This window comes from Pandoraea sp. LA3 (genome assembly GCF_022696215.1).
Classification (GTDB): domain Bacteria; phylum Pseudomonadota; class Gammaproteobacteria; order Burkholderiales; family Burkholderiaceae; genus Pandoraea; species Pandoraea capi.
In genome coordinates, this window is the sequence record NZ_PTPY01000036.1 from 415,113 (window position 1) to 434,158 (window position 19,046).

General features: G+C 63.6%; 18 protein-coding genes. 16 read left to right on the forward strand and 2 right to left on the reverse strand.

Annotated features, from left to right (window positions below):
- The first annotated feature begins 14 nt into the window (after positions 1 to 14).
- From C5N93_RS20280 to C5N93_RS20340, 13 genes are all read left to right on the forward strand, one after another.
- Positions 15 to 1,343 carry an EscN/YscN/HrcN family type III secretion system ATPase gene (locus C5N93_RS20280; RefSeq protein ID WP_242560668.1) on the forward strand — a complete coding sequence of 443 codons (1,329 nt, stop codon included), beginning with the start codon at positions 15 to 17 and terminating at the stop codon, positions 1,341 to 1,343.
- Positions 1,327 to 1,782, forward strand: coding sequence for a hypothetical protein (locus tag C5N93_RS20285; RefSeq protein WP_242560669.1), 456 nt, complete (start codon positions 1,327 to 1,329; stop codon positions 1,780 to 1,782). The genes C5N93_RS20280 and C5N93_RS20285 overlap by 17 nt, the downstream gene beginning before the upstream one ends.
- Positions 1,770 to 2,885 carry a hypothetical protein gene (locus C5N93_RS20290; protein WP_242560670.1) on the forward strand — a complete coding sequence of 372 codons (1,116 nt, stop codon included), beginning with the start codon at positions 1,770 to 1,772 and terminating at the stop codon, positions 2,883 to 2,885. The genes C5N93_RS20285 and C5N93_RS20290 overlap by 13 nt, the downstream gene beginning before the upstream one ends.
- Complete coding sequence (locus C5N93_RS20295) at positions 2,879 to 3,895, forward strand: YscQ/HrcQ family type III secretion apparatus protein (protein WP_242560671.1); 1,017 nt, start codon at positions 2,879 to 2,881, stop codon at positions 3,893 to 3,895. The genes C5N93_RS20290 and C5N93_RS20295 overlap by 7 nt, the downstream gene beginning before the upstream one ends.
- Positions 3,885 to 4,529: an EscR/YscR/HrcR family type III secretion system export apparatus protein gene (locus C5N93_RS20300; protein ID WP_242560672.1), complete on the forward strand. Its 645-nt coding sequence runs from the start codon at positions 3,885 to 3,887 to the stop codon at positions 4,527 to 4,529. Before C5N93_RS20295 ends, C5N93_RS20300 begins: the two co-directional genes overlap by 11 nt.
- 12 nt (positions 4,530 to 4,541) lie before the next feature.
- Positions 4,542 to 4,805 (forward strand): EscS/YscS/HrcS family type III secretion system export apparatus protein, encoded by a 264-nt coding sequence (locus C5N93_RS20305; protein ID WP_150720767.1) that lies wholly within the window; start codon positions 4,542 to 4,544, stop codon positions 4,803 to 4,805.
- 1 nt (position 4,806) lies between these two features.
- On the forward strand, positions 4,807 to 5,583 hold the full coding sequence (gene sctT, locus C5N93_RS20310) for a type III secretion system export apparatus subunit SctT (RefSeq protein ID WP_242560673.1): 777 nt from the start codon (positions 4,807 to 4,809) through the stop codon (positions 5,581 to 5,583).
- A 4-nt stretch (positions 5,584 to 5,587) separates the two neighbouring features.
- A complete protein-coding gene (locus C5N93_RS20315; protein WP_242560674.1) occupies positions 5,588 to 6,790 on the forward strand; it encodes an EscU/YscU/HrcU family type III secretion system export apparatus switch protein in 1,203 nt (400 codons plus the stop codon).
- 152 nt (positions 6,791 to 6,942) lie between these two features.
- The gene (gene sicA, locus C5N93_RS28375) at positions 6,943 to 8,325 is read left to right on the forward strand and encodes a type III secretion system translocator chaperone SicA (protein WP_277990382.1); all 1,383 of its coding nucleotides are present in this window, start codon (positions 6,943 to 6,945) and stop codon (positions 8,323 to 8,325) included.
- Positions 8,322 to 10,055, forward strand: coding sequence for a type III secretion system translocon subunit SctE (gene sctE / locus C5N93_RS20325; protein WP_242560675.1), 1,734 nt, complete (start codon positions 8,322 to 8,324; stop codon positions 10,053 to 10,055). Before sicA ends, sctE begins: the two co-directional genes overlap by 4 nt.
- Positions 10,056 to 10,071: 16 nt before the next feature.
- Positions 10,072 to 11,121, forward strand: a complete 1,050-nt coding sequence (locus C5N93_RS20330) for an IpaC/SipC family type III secretion system effector (RefSeq protein WP_242560676.1) — start codon at positions 10,072 to 10,074, stop codon at positions 11,119 to 11,121.
- A gap of 28 nt (positions 11,122 to 11,149) precedes the next feature.
- Positions 11,150 to 12,310: an IpaD/SipD/SspD family type III secretion system needle tip protein gene (locus C5N93_RS20335; protein WP_242560677.1), complete on the forward strand. Its 1,161-nt coding sequence runs from the start codon at positions 11,150 to 11,152 to the stop codon at positions 12,308 to 12,310.
- On the forward strand, positions 12,310 to 12,852 hold the full coding sequence (locus C5N93_RS20340; protein WP_242560678.1) for a hypothetical protein: 543 nt from the start codon (positions 12,310 to 12,312) through the stop codon (positions 12,850 to 12,852). The genes C5N93_RS20335 and C5N93_RS20340 overlap by 1 nt, the downstream gene beginning before the upstream one ends.
- Before the next feature lie 90 nt (positions 12,853 to 12,942).
- Here C5N93_RS20340 and C5N93_RS20345 read toward each other — a convergent pair whose 3' ends face one another.
- Complete coding sequence (locus C5N93_RS20345; RefSeq protein ID WP_242560679.1) at positions 12,943 to 14,601, reverse strand: winged helix-turn-helix domain-containing protein; 1,659 nt, start codon at positions 14,599 to 14,601, stop codon at positions 12,943 to 12,945.
- A 398-nt stretch (positions 14,602 to 14,999) separates the two neighbouring features.
- On the opposite strand from C5N93_RS20345, the gene C5N93_RS20350 reads away from it, so the two are divergent.
- From C5N93_RS20350 to C5N93_RS20360, 3 genes are all read left to right on the forward strand, one after another.
- Complete coding sequence (locus C5N93_RS20350) at positions 15,000 to 15,410, forward strand: hypothetical protein (RefSeq protein ID WP_242560680.1); 411 nt, start codon at positions 15,000 to 15,002, stop codon at positions 15,408 to 15,410.
- Between the two features lie 7 nt (positions 15,411 to 15,417).
- Positions 15,418 to 15,747, forward strand: coding sequence for a hypothetical protein (locus C5N93_RS20355; protein WP_242560681.1), 330 nt, complete (start codon positions 15,418 to 15,420; stop codon positions 15,745 to 15,747).
- A gap of 69 nt (positions 15,748 to 15,816) precedes the next feature.
- A complete protein-coding gene (locus C5N93_RS20360) occupies positions 15,817 to 18,201 on the forward strand; it encodes a hypothetical protein (RefSeq protein WP_242560682.1) in 2,385 nt (794 codons plus the stop codon).
- A 48-nt stretch (positions 18,202 to 18,249) separates the two neighbouring features.
- On the opposite strand, the gene C5N93_RS20365 is transcribed toward C5N93_RS20360, so the two are convergent.
- Entirely contained in the window at positions 18,250 to 19,023 is a 774-nt protein-coding gene (locus C5N93_RS20365; protein ID WP_242560683.1) for a hypothetical protein, read from the reverse strand.
- Positions 19,024 to 19,046: the final 23 nt, after the last annotated feature.

Genomic DNA, 19,046 nt, shown 5'->3' on the forward strand with positions numbered 1-19,046 from the left:
AGGGGAAACCATCAATGGACCATCCGCCGCTCGTCAGACAACTGTCGCTGATCTCGCGCATTGCCGGGCATACGGCCGAGGCGTGCATTCCCGGTGTGGCGATCGGTGAGATCTGCGAGATTCGCCGTACGTGGCGCGAACCCGAAGTCGTGGGGCAGGCGCAGGTCATCGCGGTGCACGACGACCGGGCGATTCTCAGTCTGTTCGCCGCGACGCAGGGCTTGTCGTGCGACTCGGCGTTGTTGCCCACGGGACGGCAGGCGACCTGCCGTCCGAACGATGCATGGCGCGGTGCGGTGCTCGATGCCAGCGGCGGCATCGTCGACCGTATCGATGACGGCGACGTCACCACGCCGGGTCCGGCGAGTCTGACGGGTCAGACGAGTTCGACGGCAGTCGAGCGCACGCTGCTCGCCCCGGCATTGCCTTACGAACATCGTGTGGGGGTGGCCGAGGGGCTGCATACCGGTCTGCGCGCCATCGATGCGCTCATGCCGTGCGGTATCGGGCAGCGCGTGGGCATCTTCGCCCCGGCAGGTTGCGGCAAGACATCGTTCCTCAGTGCGTTGATGGCAGGGGTCGAGGTGGACACGACCGTCATTGCGCTGATTGGCGAGCGCGGGCGCGAAGTGGTCGAGATCGTCGACGAGTTGCGCGCGTCGCCCGGGGCAAATCGCTGCGTCGTGATCTTTGCGACGTCGGACGCCCCGGCGGTCACGCGTCGCAACGCGGCCTTGCTGGCCACGACCGTGTCCGAGCACTTCCGCGATCAGGGACATCGCGTGGCGTTGTTCGTCGACTCGCTCACGCGTTACGTGCGCGCCTGCCGCGATCTTGCGCTGGCGACCGGCGAGCTGCCGATGCGCGCGGGCGTGCCGGCGTCGGTGTACACCAGCCTGCCGCAACTGCTGGAGCGCGCGGGCGCGTCGAAGCGCGGCAGCATCACCGCGTTCTACACCGTGCTCATGGAAGACGAAGAGATGCCCGATCCGATGGTCGAGGAGATCCGCTCGATCCTCGACGGACACATCCATCTGAGTGCGCAACTGGCGCACCGCAGTCACTACCCGGCCATCGACGTGCTGCGTAGCGTGAGCCGGGTGGCGACACGCGTCGCGACAGCGGATCACATCCGTGCGGCCGGTCGGTTACGTGCGTGGCTGGCACGTCTGGAAGCGTTGCAGACGCTCGTCGATCTGGGGGAGTACCGCCCCGGTGTGAACGCGCAGGACGACGAGGCGATGGATGCCAGGCCGCGTATCGAAGCGTTCCTGCAACAGGGCAAAGGCGAGTGGTCGTCCGCCGACGAGACGCTGGGGAGGCTGCATGAAATCGTGGGCTGACGCGCGACGCTTCGGTCGGGGTGCACTGGAGATGAAGCAGTTGCAGGAGCGCGAGTTGCAGGACATCTCGATGCGGGACGCGGAACTCGCCCAAAAGCACGGCGAACTCGAAGGGCAGCGCAACGCCATCCTCACGTTGATCGCTTCTTCGAAGCCCTCGCAACTCGAATCCGATATGACGGGTATACGGGGCGGCATGCGCACGACGGCCATGCTGCGCCAGCAGGTGCGCGACATCGAAGTGAGGATGTCGACGCTCGCAGAGTCGCGCGAGCAGCTTGAGACCGATCGAGAACTTACCGAAGCCGAGTGGCGACGCTGGTGGCGAAAGGAAACCAAGTACGCGCGCCTGAGTAAAACGTTGCGCCGGGACGCTCACAAGCGTCAGGTGCATGCCGAGTACACAGAACTGGAGGAGCGTCAGTCATGGAGCCCATGATCGGAGCGTGGATGTACGCCAGACCGGTGAGCCCGACGGAGGACGATTCGCGCCCGTCGGACGAAAAATCGCTCCAGGACCGGATCGATAGCGAGCTTCGTCAACGCCGGTCGGATCGGCGCGAGCGCGACGCGTTTCCCGGCGGCATGCCCGTCTGGCTGATGCCGATCCCGCCGGTTCCACCGGAACCGATGCGTCCGGTGGCCGCGCACGGGGGAGTGTTGACGGAGGATGACGCGCGCAAGAACGCGAGAGCGCCCGGTGCCGACGATGCGCAACGCGCAGGGCGCCATCGTCGCGACAACTTCGACGGTGCCGTCAGGCAGGCCGTCGTTGCGACACAGATCGCGTTGCAGCGTCCGGTGAAGACGTTTGCCGATGCGCGTGAGCATCCTGCGTCCCAGGGCGTGCAGGACGGCGCCGGTCATGCGGCGGCCACCGCTGCTGCGGACACCCGGGACATCGCCGATGCCCCGAGTCGGAAGGACGCCCCGAGCGCGCGAGACGGCATCGCGCCGGCGGCCGTCCGGCCTCATGGGGCGAGGGCTCTGCCACAACCCCTTGCGGATCGTCCACGTGAGTCTGGATTGCCGTCGGCAGATGGGGTCTCAGGACCCGGAGAGACCGTTGCGACGTCGGGTGGCAGCGGCCGACGACCGGCGCGGCACGGACCTGACGATGGGGAGACGTCAGGCGCGCCGGGTCAGGCGTCGGGCTCGCATCGTCCGTTGCAGGCGAGCACCGGGACCTCACAGCAAGCCCCGCCGCCCAGGATGCCCAGACCGGGCGCCCATGCGCAGACAGCGACCGCCGCCGAGCGGGTACCGGTGCGCGGTGACGGCATGCGCTATGCGTTCGGTAGTTGGGGCAAAGGACATTTCGTCAACGTGCAGGTGGTGCAGGTGGACGGCCGAAGCGGGTTCGTCCTGGGGGCGTCCGACGCGATCGTGCAACGTCGTCTTGCCCTGGCGTTGCCTGCAAGCGGCGATGGTGGATCACCCGGCGCATCAGGCGAAACCGGCAGTCGCGGGGAGGTGGGCTTGCACATCGTCGAAGCCTTGCCGCATTCGGATGACAGGCGAGACGAGGAGTCCGGATGCTGAAGCTGCGGCGCATCGACGAAGATCAGGCGCGTCTCGACGCTGCCGCCGAGGCGTGGCGCGCCCGGGGTTGGCAGGCGTCTATCGAGCATCTGCCACGCATGGGTTCCTGGATGCGGGTGCAGGACACGGCGCGCACCTGGCAGGGATGGGTCGAGCCGGGGATGTGGCTCGAAGGCGTGGCTCACGAACTGGCTTCGCTCGCGTGCTGTGCCGATTCGGAGCAACTCGCGGCCCGCCTGTTCGCCGTCACGGCAACGCCACTGAATCTGCCCATGCCGGAGCTTCGCTACGACATTCTCGACGTGGGGGCGCCGGTCGACGGCACCGCGTTGCCCGACGCCCGGCTGCTGCGGGTGCGCGCGGCCGAGTGCCCCGTCTGGCTCGCACGCGTGCCAGACATTCATGCGGCGCTGCCGCTGGATCTGAGCGACGTGCGGTTCCCACTGGACGTGGAAGTCGGCCGCAGCCGCGCGCGCCTTTCGACGCTGCGTCAGGTCCGGCGCGGCGACGTGCTGATCGTGCGCGATGCACAGCGTCGGCTGAGTTGCGCGGGCCGGATCATCGGCGGTTATCAACAGGAAGAGGGAAGCGCGATGCTGGAAACCTATTTGCATGACGATATCGATGACATGGCGCCGGGCGACGGGCCGACCTATGACGACGCGGCCTACGGCGGTCATGACCAGCAAGTGCAACCTGCGCTCGCGCTGCCCTTCGAGCAACTGCCGGTCGAACTGGTGTTTGTGCTGCAACGGCAACGCATGACGCTCGCCGAACTCCAGCAACTTGGCCGCACCCGTACGTTCGCTTTGCCAGCCGGCGCGGAGCAGCGCGTGGAGGTGAGGGTGAACGATACGTTGCTCGCGCGTGGTGAACTCGTGCAGCTCGACGGGCGGCTCGGCGTCGAGATCTCCGAGTGGCTGATGGCGTCTAACGACCTGCGCCGCCTGGACGATACGAGTGCCGCCGATGGCGCGCGCGCCGCGATGGACCCCCGCCATGTGGAGTGACGTGCCGGCCATCGGCGTACTGAGCTTTTTCACACTATTGCCGTTTCTGATTGCCTCGGGGACCTGCTTCGTCAAGTTCTCCATCGTCTTCGTGATGGTGCGCAACGCGCTCGGTCTGCAACAGGTGCCGAGCAACATGACGCTGAACGGCGCGGCGCTGCTCATCTCCATTTTCGTGATGCTGCCGGTCGCCACGGCCGTGCTCGATGCGTATCAGGCGAACCCCGTCAACTTCTCCGATCCGAACTCGGTGCGTCGCTTTCTCGACGACGGCCTCAGCCCCTATCGCGATTACTTGCTCAAGTACGCCGACCCGCAACTCACGCAGTTCTTTGCACGTCAGGAAATGAGCCGCGACGGTACGGGGGTACCGGTCGATGCGTCGACGCCGTCGATCTTCGCCTTGTTGCCCGCCTATGCGCTCACCGAGATCAAGAGCGCTTTCACCATCGGCTTCTACCTTTATCTGCCATTCGTGGTGGTCGATCTGGTGGTCTCGAGCGTGCTGCTCTCGCTGGGCATGATGATGATGAGCCCCGTGACGATCTCGGTGCCCATCAAGCTGATTCTTTTCGTGGCGATGGACGGCTGGTCGCTGCTGTCGCAGGGGCTGGTTCGCCAGTATCTGCCGTGAGGACACTACGGCATGGATAACCTCATCTTCGCGGGCAATCGCGCCCTCTATCTCGTGCTGATCCTGTCGGCCGGACCGGTCGCCGTGGCGACGCTCGTCGGTGTGACCGTGGGTCTGCTTCAGACCGTGACACAGGTGCAGGAGCAGACGTTGCCGTTCGGCCTGAAGCTACTCGCCGTATCGATGAGTCTGTTCCTGCTCGCCGACTGGTATGGCGAGACGCTGGTGGCCTTCGGTGCGTCGATGATGCAACTCGCCATGACGGGCAAGTCCTGAGATGGATCTGACGCTCGTCTTCGAGCACCACGACGGAATTCTGGCCACGGCGATTGCCTACGCGCGTGTGGCGCCGACGGTGTTTCTGCTGCCGATCCTCAACGGGAACGTGCTGGCCGGTGTGGTGCGCACCGTGGTTTCGATGTGGATCGCCGTGGGAGTCTGGCCCTACCCCTACGGTGCACCGCTCGCGCTCGACGCGCCGGTGTGGGGGGTGCTGCTGCGCGAGGCGTGCGTCGGCCTGCTGATCGCCGTGGCCGTCGCCTTTCCGTTCTGGGTGTTCCACGCGCTGGGCGCGTATATCGACAATCAGCGCGGCGCCACGCTCAGCAGCGTGATCGACCCGGCGAACGGTATCGACACGTCGGAGCTGGCGGGGTTCTTTCAGTGGTTCGGCGCCGTGATCTACCTACACCTCGGGGGCATGCGGCTGTTGCTCGAAGTGCTCGCGAGCAGCTATCGGGTATGCGAGCCGTTCGGCGGATGCACATTGTCCGCGGCGCGCGTGCACGGGCTTCTGGATGCGCTGGTGGGCCACGCGATTGCGTTGTCCGCGCCGGTCGTCGCGGCGCTGTTCCTGTCGGAGCTCGTGCTGGGTCTGCTCTCGCGTTTCGCGCCACAGGTCAATGCGTTCGCGCTGTCGCTCACGATCAAGAGCCTGATCGGGTTCACGATCCTGCTGATCTATTTCTCGGCGACCTTGCCGCACGCGCTGGTGACACGCTTCATGCGCCCCGAAGACGTCGTGCGCTGGCTCTCGCCGGTGGTGGGGTCATAGCGGCATGGGTGAGAAGACAGAGAAGCCGACACAGAAGCGGCTTCGCGACGCAGCGAAGAAAGGGCAATCGTTCAAGAGCAAAGAGCTGACGATGGTCACGCTCGTGTTCGTCGGTCTGATCTACGTGTTCTCGACCGATCCGCTGATCTGGTTGATGCAGGAATACCGTCAGGTGCTCGCCGACGGTCAGTTCGCCAATCCGCAGGCCTTTGCCGTCAGGCTGTTCAGGCACGGACTCGAAGCGTTCCTGCCCGTGCTGCTCGTGTGCATCGTGGCAGCGGTACTGCCCACGTTGCTCCAGACCGGTTTCGTCTGGGCGGGGCAGGCGCTCAAGCTCAATCTGGGGGCGGTGAATCCGATGCAGGGCGCGAAGCGCATCTTCAGCATGCGAACGCTCAAGGACGCGATCAAATCGGTCCTCTACCTGCTCAGCTTCGGCGCGATCGCGGTGGCGTTATGGAGCAGCGCGAAAGGACTGCTGTTCGCACAGATTCACATGAGTCCGGCAGGCGTGGGGGCGGCGTGGGTGGAACTCGTGATGAAGCTGGTGTGGATCGCGCTGGTGTGTGTCGTGCCGATCGCCGTGCTCGATGCGATGGTGGAGTTCTGGCTGTTCATGCGCGAGCAGCGCATGGAGCGGCACGAAGTGAAGCGGGAGCAAAAGGACTCGGACGGCAACCCGGAGATCAAGCAGAAGCGTCGCACGCTGCACTCCGAGTTGCTTTCGGAGGCGGTGAAGTCCGACGTCCGGGATTCGCGGCTGATCATCGCCAACCCGACGCACATCGCCGTGGGCATCTACTTCCGGCCCGACATCGTCCCGCTGCCCTTCATCTCGGTGATGGAGACGAATGCGCGGGCGCTCGCCGTGCGTCGCTACGCCGAGTCGCAGGGCGTGCCGGTCATCGGCGACGTCGCCCTCGCGCGGCGCCTGTACCGCACACACCGGCGCTACACCTTCGCCTCCATCGAGGAGATCGACGCCATCATGCGACTGCTCGTCTGGCTGGAAGACGTCGAACGGGCAGGGATGCACGACGAGAGCGAAATTGAGGAAAAAGCTGAAGAAGCGGAAGACGCGAGCAAGGAATTGCCCCATTCCGCAGGGTCTTCGGCGCGCGACGCCGTGAGCGAGGATGAAGCCCCGGCTGGTGGGCCGCCCAGCCCTGTCGGCCCCCTCATGAATCACAGGGGCCGATGGCGATGAAATTCCATGATGGAGACGGCGTTCTATAGAACACTTTTTGGAAGTCTCCCAAAGAGTGCATTGCTTAAATGCTAGTTACGGGATGCCAGCGATGGCGACAAGCGACGCGAGGTAGCCCCGGCCTTCATGAACACAGACCACCAGGAGGAGCGATGGTACATCGGGACATGCGTGACCTCTGGCGGTCGCACGACGTGGGTGCATTGACGTATCGGAGCGAGACCCACGAGCACAGCGAGGTACCCGCAACGGCATGCCTGCGCACGATGGCGCGCGAAGCCTTCGTCGGCCTTCGCGAAAAGCTTCGGGCCGATGGCACGGTGTTGCCAGCCGAACATGAGCTGTTTCCCGACGCGGCGTTAGCGGGCGTCTCGACAGTCATACCGCCGGGCCGGCTCGCGCACGCATCGATATGTGCCGATGAGGTCTCGATCCGGGCAAGTCTGAGTGACGCTGCGCGCCGTGCGGTCGCAGCACATGGGCGCGCCCGGACAGCGTTCGGGCGCAGTCAGGAGCGGGCGATGCAGGCCGATCTGGTCGTCGCCGAGATTCAACTGGTGCTCGACATTCTCTCGCCGCGAGACCCGCAGTACGCGCGTGCCAGCCAGAAGCGCCACGTGGCACTCGCCGAAGCGCGCGAGGCCGCTGCGCAGGCCGACGACGACTATCGATGGATCCGGGCGACTGTGGTGGAGCCGTGGATTCTGTTTCTGGCAGCGCTGCCCGCCTGTACTCACGCCGCATCCGCTGTCGTTTCCCACGCACCCTCCGCCGTCTCCCAGGAGGCATCGACGGCTCGCCTGCCGAATGCCCGCAGTGGTCGTGCCGGTCATGGTGTTCACGGTGGCTATGTCGGTCACGGCAGCGAGAGCGGCCAGAGCGGACGTCGTGAACCCCGCGCATTCTGGGGTCGCTCGTCGGCGGGGCGCCGCCGGGGACCTGTGTCCCGGCTCGCATTTATTCCAGTCACTCGACTGGCAGACAGAAGATTGACCCGTTTTCGGGTATCGGAAGGAGGTAATTCGATGACACAAGCGGCAATGCAAACGGATACGGACGAGGGTCGCGTCACAAGCGCGATCTGGAATGCCGTCGTCGCCGGCGCCAGTCTGAAGGACATTCATGGGATTCCGAGCGAAACCATGGACGGCCTCTACGCACACGCCTACGACTTCTACAGCAACGGTCAGCTGACGCAGGCAGAAGCCTTCTTTCGCTTCCTCTGCATCTACGACTTCTACAACCCCGAATACATCGTCGGCCTCGCAGCCGTGTGCCAACTGAAGGAGGAGTATCAGAAGGCCGTCGATCTCTATGCGATGGCGTTCGCCGTCGGAAAGAACGACTACCGACCCGTGTTCTACGCGGGCCAATGTCAGATGATGATGCGCAACCGCGCACTCGCGCGCGAATGCTTCGGACTCGTGTGCGAGAGCAGTTGCGATGCCGATCTGCGCACCAAGGCCAAGGCGTATCTCGACGCGATCGGTGCAGAAGCCGAAGAGAAGACCCCCGGCGACAAGGAGGCCGCATGAGTATCGCGATTTCCCCAGCCAGCATCCCGTCGTCCATTCTGGGTCCCGATGTCGAGCCGGATGCCGGTGGTCCCGACGCCATGGACAAGACGCCGCCCGCCTTGCCGTTCGACATGAACACGGTCGTCAAGAAGATCATCGACGACATGACGTCAAAGCAGAATGCGCCCTCCGAGAACAACGCCGGTGCGCCCGACCTGAAGCCCCCGCCGAACGATTCACGTGCGAATCTGACCTATCTGCTCAGCCAGTTGACGCAGTTGTTCCGCGACGCGTCGCTGGGCGACCTTCAGACCCGGCTGAAGCAACTGGAGGTGGAAGCGGCGGCGCAGCAGGCGCTTGCCGAGCAAAGTCAGGCGGAGTTCGACAAGGCGGCGGCCGATGCGGCGGATGCCCTCGCCGCGTACGAGTCCGCACTCGAAGCCCTCACCAGCGCGAAGCAGGCGCTGGATCAGGCGAAGCGCAATCTCGAGGCTGCCAAAGCCGCACTCGATGCCGCCACCCCCGGCACGCCCGAATACGACGCCGCGAAGCGGGCCTTCGACGCAGCGAAGTCTGCATACGACGTTGCCGAGGGCAAGCTCGATAGCGCCAGACAAGACGCCATCAAGGCCAACGACGTCGCAAAAGACGCGGTGAAAAAGGCCGACGACCTGCTGGGCAAATTTCTCGGCAATCCGTCACTCGGCGGTATCAACAACAACGTCGCCAACGACAAGCAACAGGAGAACATGAACCAGCTTGTCTACCTGATGGCCCAACTCGCGAAATTGCTGGGCGACAGCGCGAACGACGCGATTCAGGAAGACATGAAGTTCTTCGAGACGCTGCGTCAGGCTCGTGAAGCCGACCTCGTCAAGAAGAACGAGGAATACGAGGCGCAGGTCAGGAAGGCCGAAAAGATGAACCGGATCTTCGGCATCTTCGGCAAGATCTTCGGTGCCGTACTGGCAGTCGTGGGCGTGGTCGGTGCGGTGTTCACCGGCGGGCTGAGCACCACGATGACGGTCATCGGCGTGGGGCTGATGGCCGATTCGATCATGGGCGCCACCACCGGCTTTTCGCTGGTCGGCGAAGCGCTCAAACCGTTGATGACCCACGTCGTACAACCGCTGGCCGAGCAGATCGGCAAGTTCGTCGGCTCGATGCTCGAAGAACTGGGTGTCGCGAAAGATACGGCGGAACTGGTCGGCAACATCATCGGTGTCGTGGTGGCCGCCGTGGCCGTGATTGCCGCCGTGGCAGTCGCCGTAGTGGCAGGCGGGGCGGCAGCGGCCACGCAGATGGGCAAGGCGCTCGGCACGCTCGTGGGCGATGTCGTGAAAAAGATGGTGCCTGAACTCCTGCGCGAGGCCGGCTCGGCAGGCGCGCGAATGCTATCCCAGGGGCTGGCCTCGGCAATGGCGCGCGTGGGCGTCAAGGAAGGCAACGCACAGATGCTGGCCAACACGCTGCGCCAGTTTCTGGCCGCAGGTGAGCTCGGACTGGCGGGAACGCAGGCCGCCGGCAGCGTGGTGACGGGGACCTACGAGAAGCGGGCGACCGACACGATCGCCGACATGATGGTCTCGCAGGACTCGCTCGACAAGCTCACGGACTCGGTGAAGCAGTCGTCCGACCGGTTCGCGGCCGCGCAGAACATCGTCTCGCAACTCATTTCCCAGATGTCCGATGCTGGCCGGGTCCAGCAGGAGACGCAACGCTTTGTGATGAACAACGTACGCGCTTGAATGTAAGGAGCCAATCATGAACATTCTCGAAGTCCGTCATCAGCCGGTCGCGGTGGCGCCGGAAACCCTGAACTCCCCGAAAGATCCGCAACGCTCGCCGGCCCTTCTCTATAACGTCTTCAGCCCGGATGCCGAGGTCGACGACGACGACGACGCGCAGCGGCCGTCGCTCATGAACCCGCCGCCGGATGCCAACCGCAAGGACGCGACTGACTGGCTCAAGGAGCAGGGCAGCGACATGCCGGGAACGAAGGACAAGCCCTCGCCTCGCGGGGGCAGTCTGATCTCCGAGGATGCGATGTTGCTGTCGCAGTTCTACGCGTTCTTCCAGAAGGCTTACGAGAACTCGCTGAAAATGCGCAACACCATCGCGCAGGTCAACACGCAGTCCGTCATCGCCACGGCCAATGCACTTAAGGAGCAGGGCATGGCGCAAATGATGGGCGGTATCTCCGCGGGTGTCTTGCAGGGGGCGATGGCGGGTGCGGGAGCGTTCCAGAGCATGAAGGGTATTTCCACCGAGCGGCAGGCATTGAAGATGCAGACGCCGAAGCCGGAGGCCCCGCCCACGCCGACCGTGGCCAATACCCCGGAAGGGCCGGCGCCGGATGCGCCGCGCAGTAACGTCAACGCTCAGGCTCCGGACGATGCGCCACCGCCGCCGCGTACGGATGCTGCCGACGACACGCCGGATGCGCCGCCGCCCCCGACGTCGCAAGAACCGACGCCGGACACCACGCCCGCCACGTCGGCGGACGGCCCGAGTGCTGAGGAAATGAACCTGTTGGGTCGACGCAAGAGTACTCAGGGCGCGGCGTTCACCATGCTCGCAGCCCCAACCGGCGGGCTAGTCAACGGCACGGCACAGTACGCGTCGGCGCTCGCTCAGCAGGATCAGAAGCTCTCCGACAGCGGCGCGCAACTGACCAAAGATGGCGTCAACAACCTTCAGGATCAGGCGAACAAGGACAACACCCTGATTGTCGAGATGCTGCGTGCGCTCGAGAACGTCAATCAGGCGAAGGTCAGTTCGGCCGCCGCCATTGCCGGAAACCTGCGCGGCTGATGCCCGCGACACTCCAAAGGACGAATCGATGACGAGAATCGGTGAAGAGAACCAGATCCCCTGGTATCTGCTTAACAACGTGAGCGACGTGGCGCCCGTATCCGAGGAGGTCGAAGAGAACGTCGGATCCGGCAAACAGCCGGGCGACGATCCGACGATCGACGCGCAACGGGTCGCCGGTGTCATACAGGCCGCTGGCAAGTTGCTGGAACTCAGAGGGAAGTTCGCGCAGGATCTGAGCGACGCGTCGCGTGACGACGTGGCGGTCGCGGAGCACGACCTCGTGAGCCGCGCCAACGCGTTGGCACGCAGCGACGTGCCGATGCCTCGGGAACTCCGGGAAGGGCTGCTGGGCAAGACGCCCGACAAACCCGGCGGCAAAGACGAACCCGACGCGATTGATGGCATCGATGGGATTGACGGTAAGGATCCGCAGAAGCCCAGTGTGAACAATGCGCCGCCGCCGGGCATCGACAACACGCCCGATGTGAACGGCACCGATGAAGAAGACAGCCCGGAAGACGGCAAGAAGCCGCTGACCGATGGTGAGATCTGGGAGATCATCGTCAAGCTGATCGCCGACGTGAAGGAGAACTTCCTCAACATCTTCGGCGACGCCGCGAAGAACTATCTCGATTTCGGCAAGGCGCTCACCGACATCGTGGCGAAGCTCTCGTCGTGGATCACGTCCAAAGACGATGGCAAGAACGTCGAGCTGGACGTGGGGGCGCTCAAGGACGAACTGCAAAAGCTTCTCGAGAAATACGCCTTGCCGAGCAAGGATGCAGTGCTTTGGCCGAAGCAGGATAAGGAAGGTAAGGGCGACATCGAAGGCGGCAGCAAGGAAGATGCCGAGAAATGGGCAAAGGACCTCGGCTTGCCCAAAAGCAGCGTGGTGGAGCAACCGCCAGGCAGCGGCAAATATGTGGTCGTGATCGATACGACGCCGATCACGAAGATGATCGAATCGTTGCCGAAGGGCGACAAGAACGGCAAGAGCAAGATGACCACGCAGCAACTTGAAATCTGGCGCACGGGCTTTACGGGTCACGAGAATCTCGTGAAGACGGCGACGCAGTCGATGTCGCAGCGCTTCACGACAGCCAATGCCACTAACGAGAGTCTCGTCAAACTGCTCAGTGGTTCCATCCTGTCGATGGCCGAGACCTTCAAGGGATTCAGTCGGTAATGCGCACGGATGGCTTTCTTCTCGACGCCGCGCGTTCGCGCGCGGCGCCGATTCTGACACCGGAGCTGTTGCCTTGCGCCCGGTTTCGACCCGGGCCATTGCGCAATCTGCCGTCGCAGGCGTATCTGTCCGGGTTGTTGAGCACCGGCGACGCCGGCGCGCTCGGTGTGGCATTGATGATGGCCGTGCGCGATGCCTTCGATCCGTCGCTACTCGAAGACATTGCGTTACGTCGACAGTGCAATGCCATGCGCGATGCTGTGTTACCGCAAGGCGCCATGCGGCAACGGGCGATTCTCGAGTGCTTTGCCAGAGGAGAAGCAAGATCGTTAAGCGATACCTTCGGCTTTCTGATCACGCTGCTCGTTGATCACCCGCAGCGCGAGGCATTGCGGGGGTTTGCGTCGCAACTCGTCTTGCGCGACTCGGAACCCGCCGAGGAGATTCGGCGCAACCCGCTCGTGGCGGCCATGCTGGCGGGACTCGGGCTATTCCCGGAAGCCCCCGCGTCTGCGGTATCCACGCCACACATGCTGCAATAGTTGACGTTACGCTGGCGCAAGACCCGTGAGCCACTTGATCCCGCCAACCCGCCAACCCCGCCGACTCAGGCGGGGTTTTTTCATGAGCGCTCAAAGGGAGAACAACGTTTCCAGACGCGGGTCGTGACGGTAGAGCCGTTGCCATGGATACCAGTCCGTGCGCATGCGTCGCCACGCTTCACGGGCAGGCGGCAGCCCATGCGTGTGCAGAATCAGCGGTAACAGCCCCGCACGCACCTGGCGCGGATCGATCTCGGCGAGCAATTGTTCTGCCTCCCGTCGCGCGGCGACGCCACCGCGTGCGAGTTCCACGTAATGGCGGTTGACCCGGAGCAGTCCGGCATCGTCGCCCGTCTCGCGCACCGAACGCACGAGCGCTTCGGCTTCGGCGTGACGCCCCTGGTACGAGAGCATGATCGCCATCGCGCTGGTCAGCACCGGGTGATGCTGGCCGAGCCGTTGCAGGTTCTGTCTGGCGACGGCAATGGCGTCGTCGGTGCGCCCGTCGTAAAACATCGCCCACGTCTTGAGAATGGCGGCGGCGATGAAGCTGGGGTCGTGTTCCAGCGCAATGTCGAGCGCCATCTCGGCCGCCTTCAGTTCCCCTTTGAGAATGCAATGCCACGCGTGGTGATAGCGCACGTAAGGATTCGACGGCGCCGACCACAGTGCCCTGTCGAAGAGAATGTTCGCCACGCTCGATTCGAACTTCATGCTGTGCAGAATCGCCAGCAGACTGACGGCGTGAGGATCTCTCGGCGCCAGCGCGAGCGCGGCCTCGACGGCGGCACGCGCGCCGTGCAGGGCGGCCTTCTGATCGAACAACCCGAGATGGGCGAGCGCGAGATAACACTCGGCTTGCCCGCAGTACGGTGCCGTTCGCGAGGCGCCGTGCCCGACGCACTGATGAAAAAGCTGCAACGACTGGCGCAGACTCGACGGCGTGTGAAGCTGGAGATTGAAGCGGGCGTGCAGGAACGTGGTTGCGCTGTCGAGCGAGTCGAAGGAGTGCGAGAGGTGGACGGAGGCGCATAGACCCGGCACGTGCTTCGTCACGATATCGGTGATGCGAATTTCGAGGGGAAGCGTGTTGGCCGTGTCGGTCAGTTCGAAATCTTCGCTGAACAGAAGCTGATGACCGTCCGAGGTGACCAGTTCGATGCGCAGCCGGTCGCCTTCGATACCGTGACCGATGATGTAGTAATCGGGCGTGAAACGTTCGACGAACTGGGCGATGTCGTGACAGCCGAGCACGCTGCGCGTGATCGACGCGGGTAACACGCGCAAGCCATACGCGGTGAACTCGAAGAATCGTGTCACGAGCCGATCGTGCAGCATGAGCGTCTGCGCCGAGTTCGGAAGCCGGAACGGCATGATCGCGAGCGTACATAGCGACGCCGCTCGCGTAGCCGACGATACGATGGCCACCGAGCGGCGAATCCGGTAGCCGGTGCCGTAGACCGTCTCCACGATGCGGTCCGATTTCTTCTCCCTCAGCACGCGCCGGATCGCATAGATGCAGCGCGTGAGCGACTCCTCGCTGACATCCTGATGGGGCCACACCAGCGAGAGCAACTTGTCCTTGCTGACGTTCTCGCCCGCCGCTTCGAGCAGCGTACGCAAGACTGCCACCTCCTTGGGCGGCAGGCTGATCTGACGGTCACCTTGCTTGAGAATGCCGTTCGCGTCCAACGAGAAATCGTCGAACAGGTAGATTTTTCCGTTCTGCGGCGCACTGATCTGGTTCACGTGCCGACTCTCCTGCCAGCAAGCCCCGCTCGACGCGAGCGACGACGACTGCCGACTTGACCCGTCACAAGCCGAAGACGTGTGAAACCTACGTGCGCTGAAACGTCGCCGAGGGGGGCACCGGCGAAATCATGTTCCTCAAAGCGAGGAGACTATTCGAGGAACCCGCTTTTTCAGGGGGGTAGGGCCATACAAATAGGCCGATTCCCGACGAATTTGCGTAAGTGCCTTCTCTGGATCTCTCCGCATTGGGCGAAAGATGAAATGCACTCGCAGGAGAAGACCGGGATCATGGCCGCAAGCAAGACATGTTCCTGAAAGTCCCCACCCTATAAGAAATCATGGACACAGCCTTTGGATCCGGCGGGTCGATTTCGGCGGCAGCACTTAGGAGACACGTGGCCACCCGTCTGCCCGTACCGGCGCAAGGGGAGGCAGCTACGGCATCGGGGCAGCTCTCGATTGGCCGTATCTGCGACACCATGCGCGAGCGATGGCACGTCGATGTGACGCTGCGCCGGGAGACGATTTTCTTCGAATCGCACGATCTCGATACCTGCGTGATCCGTCAGACGTCGGGCACACACATCGAGCGGCGCATGTCCCGCGCCGATGACGAGGCGGCTGCACGTGCGCTGTCGATGAATTTCGCGCTCTGCCGGCAGGGTTTCGCCTTCGGGGTGAGGCGCGGTGTGCTGGTACTGCATCGGTACGTCGCGCCGTGGGAGAGTTTCGAGACCTGCATGACGGCGGTTCGGGAGTTTCTGGTCGTCTCGGATCGCATCAAGCAATCGATTGACACGCCGTGAAGCCCTCATGAGCCACAGCATTCTCTCGATGATCGATGCGTCTCTCCCGGAGACGGTGGGGACGTTCGTACAGGTGCGCTCAGCGCCGGGCGTCGAGCCCTTCTGGTTGCTCGAATACGCTCACGGACATTTGCATCTGGTCGTCGCTGTCGATGGTGCACCGTTACCGGATGTGCGGTTCGGTGAACGAACGCCGGTGTGCGAATTCTGGATGTGCAGCCCGGCGTTGTTCGAGTCGCGGCGCGTGTTGTTGATGTACGGGCGTGAGGTGCGAGGCACGCGTCGCGATATCAAAGCCTGCGTCGACATGTTCTTGCGTGAGATGTTTTCGCACTGACGTCGGCGAGCGTTCGCAGCGCCCTGGCGGGAGTGCGGCGGTGCCGACACCTTAAGGAGACAAAATCCTATGGCAGAAACGATTCAATCGATTGCGGGCGCACACAATGCGCGCGCGACGTCGGCGAGCATGCCGGTCGAGACTTCACAAAATGAAGCCGACGCCCGGATCGGGAGTGACGATCGTCTTTTTCTCGCGAGCAACGATGGCGACGACCTCAAGGTCACCCGGACCCGGCGGCCCAAGGTGCCGGCGCCCCTGTCGCAGCAGGACACGCGCACGGCCGTTTCCGCGTTGTGGGACGTATATCAGGCGTCGCGCAAGGCGATGGGATTGCCCGACAAGGGGTTGGCCCACGACAAGCTCAAGGCGCGCGTCGAACAGTTCGTGAACCGGCCGGTCAGTACGAAGACCAAGCGCGACGACCTGCTCAAGACCTGTCAGCTTTTCGCCTCGCTGGAAGAGGCGTTGAAGCGTCACAAGGGCGGGCGCAATGTCGCCCAGTTCGACCGCGCGATGAATATCAGCCGCGGCCTGAAATGGCAGTTCAAGGCCAGTGCCGACGAGTGCGTGAAACGTCGCCTGGACAAGGGGCTGTGGCAGCGGCTGGACAACATGAAACCGGGCGCCACGACGGCCTTCAGTGTTAAGGTAGGGGCGGGTGTCGACGTGGCGCCGGGCGTGGGCGTCAATGCCAGCGTAACGCACGATTCGAGTCTGAGCATCACCCCGACGGAGTGGTTGGTGGATGCGTCGGGCAAGAAAATCACGCTGTCTGCCGATGCCGACGTGCTCGACTTCATCGAGACGGAACTGTCGCTGTCGGGCGCGTCGTCGCGTGCGGAAATCTATGCATCATTGTCCGATTACGTTTCCAGCGAGAGTCACAAGTTCAGCACCTGGATCAAGCAGGGACCGATCGCGCTGATCGGCAAGATTCGCGATCTCTTCCTGATCTCGTCCTCGTACGAGTCGACCCGGGCGCGCGCCGATTTCAGTTGCGACTGGCTGGAAGAAGACTTGATCGCGCTGTGCGGCAAAGGCGTGGACATCGTTCGACGCGGACCGGTCACGGGCGCCATCGAGCGCCACGACACGCTGGCGGGCGAAATCCGGGCGAGGGCGGGCGTCGATTTCGGTGTGACGGCAAGCCTTGCCGCGGCCGGACGTCGGCTGGTCACGATCAAGCGCGCACGGCACGACATTCTCTCGATTGCCGATGCGAAGCCGGAAATCGCCCGGCAGCTGCTCGCGAACCGGCAACTCGTGTACAACCCCGAGACATTGCTCGAGGCGATGCGTGGGCACGTCAAACAATCGAGCAACGAGATCACGACCGAGTTAATGGTCAGAAGGTCGGGTTTCGCCGTTCAGGATATGGAGGCGCGTGCGCGGTTCCTGCTCGAACAGTTCGCGCTGCTCAAACTCAGTGGCGATCTGGACCCGGAGGTCGAAGCGATTCTCATGGACCTGTTCCACGAACGCGAACGCATGTTCCGGCCGCCTGCGCTGGCAGTTCATGAACTGAGCTGTCGCCAGAGCAAATGGCAAGCCGAGATCGCTGGTGTGGCGGGCATTCCCTTTGTGTTTCCGAATGGTGTCAATGCGACCGTGACGTATGAGAAGGTGTCCGAAGACGAAGATCCTCACTACTGCGGGCATTTCCTGAACGTCAATGTGTCGGGGATCGTTGCCGTGGCGGGCGCGGTAGTGGGCTCGCTCGAGGCGGCTGGCATCGGGGCCAACACGGTGTGGGGCGTCTCCGAGATTCAGAAAGCACTGGCGGCGACCGATTTCGACTACAGCGCCGGGGTGATGACCTCGATGCGCTTCAAGCTCAAGGAAGACGGCGTTGCACTCATGCACTCTGTTCGAGGTATCACGAGCACGCTCGGGGGCAGCCGGAAGGTGCCGACGCCCGTTTCGTTCATCGCAGGGCTGGCATGGAACAGTAACACGGCCGATCACCTGACGATTGGCAGCAGTTGTCTCGATCTGCTCGCGCCGATGATGCGCATGCGTTACGCAAATCCGCGGTTCGGGGGCGAGCAATGGTGGCAGGATTTCTCGACGTTGCACCGCGCGGAACTCGATGCCATGTATTTCAAGATTGCCGACGCATCCGAAAAGACGCTGGAAACCGACCTTCAGCGAATCGTGCGTGAGGTGCCGTCCACCGGTCCCTTGCTCGATACCCTGCGCAACGCGGCGACGCAATTTTCTGACGAGGCGACGCCGCAGAACCGGTCACTTACCAATCAGGCGATGGCCGAGTTCATGCTCGCGTACGTGAAAGGCGGGTACGCAGAGAAGGTGTCGGGCAACTGGACATCGTCCGTGCGTGGCCAGCGCGCAGGTCGATCGGAAGGCGGTGCGGCATCGGCGCAACGAGACGTCCGGCCGACAGCGCCCCCGCCGACGCCTTCGCTGACGCGTGATGCGATCGCTGCATGAGGGGACGCGATGACGAAGGACGCGGAGTTTGCGCGTCCTTCATGAACGTCACGTCTTGTTCGTGCCGTCGCCGGGTTTCGGCTGGGGGCGCGGCGGGACCAGTTCCGGGTTTGGAATCCCGATATCGAGATCCGTCGGGGTCGTACGCTTTACGGCGGGCGTGAGCAGTGCCGGTCGAGATTGGGGGGGCGAGGTGTTGGCGGCGTCTCTCGCATGAAACATGGGGTTCGATGGTGAGGAGGTGCGCGCTGCCGGTGGTGCCACGGGCTCGGCCGCGGGCCGCTTGCCGATCGCTATTTGGGCCTGCCTCGCCCTGATGGCCTCACGGGCCCGGTCGTAGCGGTCGTCGATGGCTTTGTCGGAGTCGAATTGGCGCCAGTCCGACATGGCGCTCGGAACGAACGGACGATGATTGATAAAAAATGTCTGTTCGACGGGCGCGCCGGAGGGGGAAGTGGACGCGACCGGATTGTCGTGCTTTTGAAACGCCGGGCCGCGGCCCGCATACGAACTCCCGGGGATTGAAGCGATACCGGTATCGCGGTCCAATGTCCTGGGCAAAGATGGGGCCTTCACACCGGCGAGAACCGCGCGTATGCGTGCGACGAACTTGTTCCACGGCTTCGGCCCCGGCCCGGACGGCGGATTTTCGGAGCTAATGAAATCGCTGCGCCGGGCGGATTGGCTCGGACATAAGAACAGGCTGGCGCCGCCGTAACTGACGGTGCCCCCGGTCTGGGTTTGATCGATCTTCGTATTCGTCGGAAGTGGCATCGGCTGCGTGGTGGGGACGAACTGAGTGGCCGGAGACAGAACTTTCATTGGAAGCTCCCATACGTGAGAAG

Coding starts and splice junctions, on each gene's coding strand:
- C5N93_RS20280 (WP_242560668.1), top strand. CDS start 15: ATGGACCATCCGCCGCTCGTCAGACAACTGTCGCTGATCTCGCGCATT.
- C5N93_RS20285 (WP_242560669.1), top strand. CDS start 1,327: ATGAAATCGTGGGCTGACGCGCGACGCTTCGGTCGGGGTGCACTGGAG.
- C5N93_RS20290 (WP_242560670.1), top strand. CDS start 1,770: ATGGAGCCCATGATCGGAGCGTGGATGTACGCCAGACCGGTGAGCCCG.
- C5N93_RS20295 (WP_242560671.1), top strand. CDS start 2,879: ATGCTGAAGCTGCGGCGCATCGACGAAGATCAGGCGCGTCTCGACGCT.
- C5N93_RS20300 (WP_242560672.1), top strand. CDS start 3,885: ATGTGGAGTGACGTGCCGGCCATCGGCGTACTGAGCTTTTTCACACTA.
- C5N93_RS20305 (WP_150720767.1), top strand. CDS start 4,542: ATGGATAACCTCATCTTCGCGGGCAATCGCGCCCTCTATCTCGTGCTG.
- sctT (WP_242560673.1), top strand. CDS start 4,807: ATGGATCTGACGCTCGTCTTCGAGCACCACGACGGAATTCTGGCCACG.
- C5N93_RS20315 (WP_242560674.1), top strand. CDS start 5,588: ATGGGTGAGAAGACAGAGAAGCCGACACAGAAGCGGCTTCGCGACGCA.
- sicA (WP_277990382.1), top strand. CDS start 6,943: ATGGTACATCGGGACATGCGTGACCTCTGGCGGTCGCACGACGTGGGT.
- sctE (WP_242560675.1), top strand. CDS start 8,322: ATGAGTATCGCGATTTCCCCAGCCAGCATCCCGTCGTCCATTCTGGGT.
- C5N93_RS20330 (WP_242560676.1), top strand. CDS start 10,072: ATGAACATTCTCGAAGTCCGTCATCAGCCGGTCGCGGTGGCGCCGGAA.
- C5N93_RS20335 (WP_242560677.1), top strand. CDS start 11,150: ATGACGAGAATCGGTGAAGAGAACCAGATCCCCTGGTATCTGCTTAAC.
- C5N93_RS20340 (WP_242560678.1), top strand. CDS start 12,310: ATGCGCACGGATGGCTTTCTTCTCGACGCCGCGCGTTCGCGCGCGGCG.
- C5N93_RS20355 (WP_242560681.1), top strand. CDS start 15,418: ATGAGCCACAGCATTCTCTCGATGATCGATGCGTCTCTCCCGGAGACG.
- C5N93_RS20360 (WP_242560682.1), top strand. CDS start 15,817: ATGGCAGAAACGATTCAATCGATTGCGGGCGCACACAATGCGCGCGCG.
- C5N93_RS20365 (WP_242560683.1), bottom strand. CDS start 19,023: ATGAAAGTTCTGTCTCCGGCCACTCAGTTCGTCCCCACCACGCAGCCG.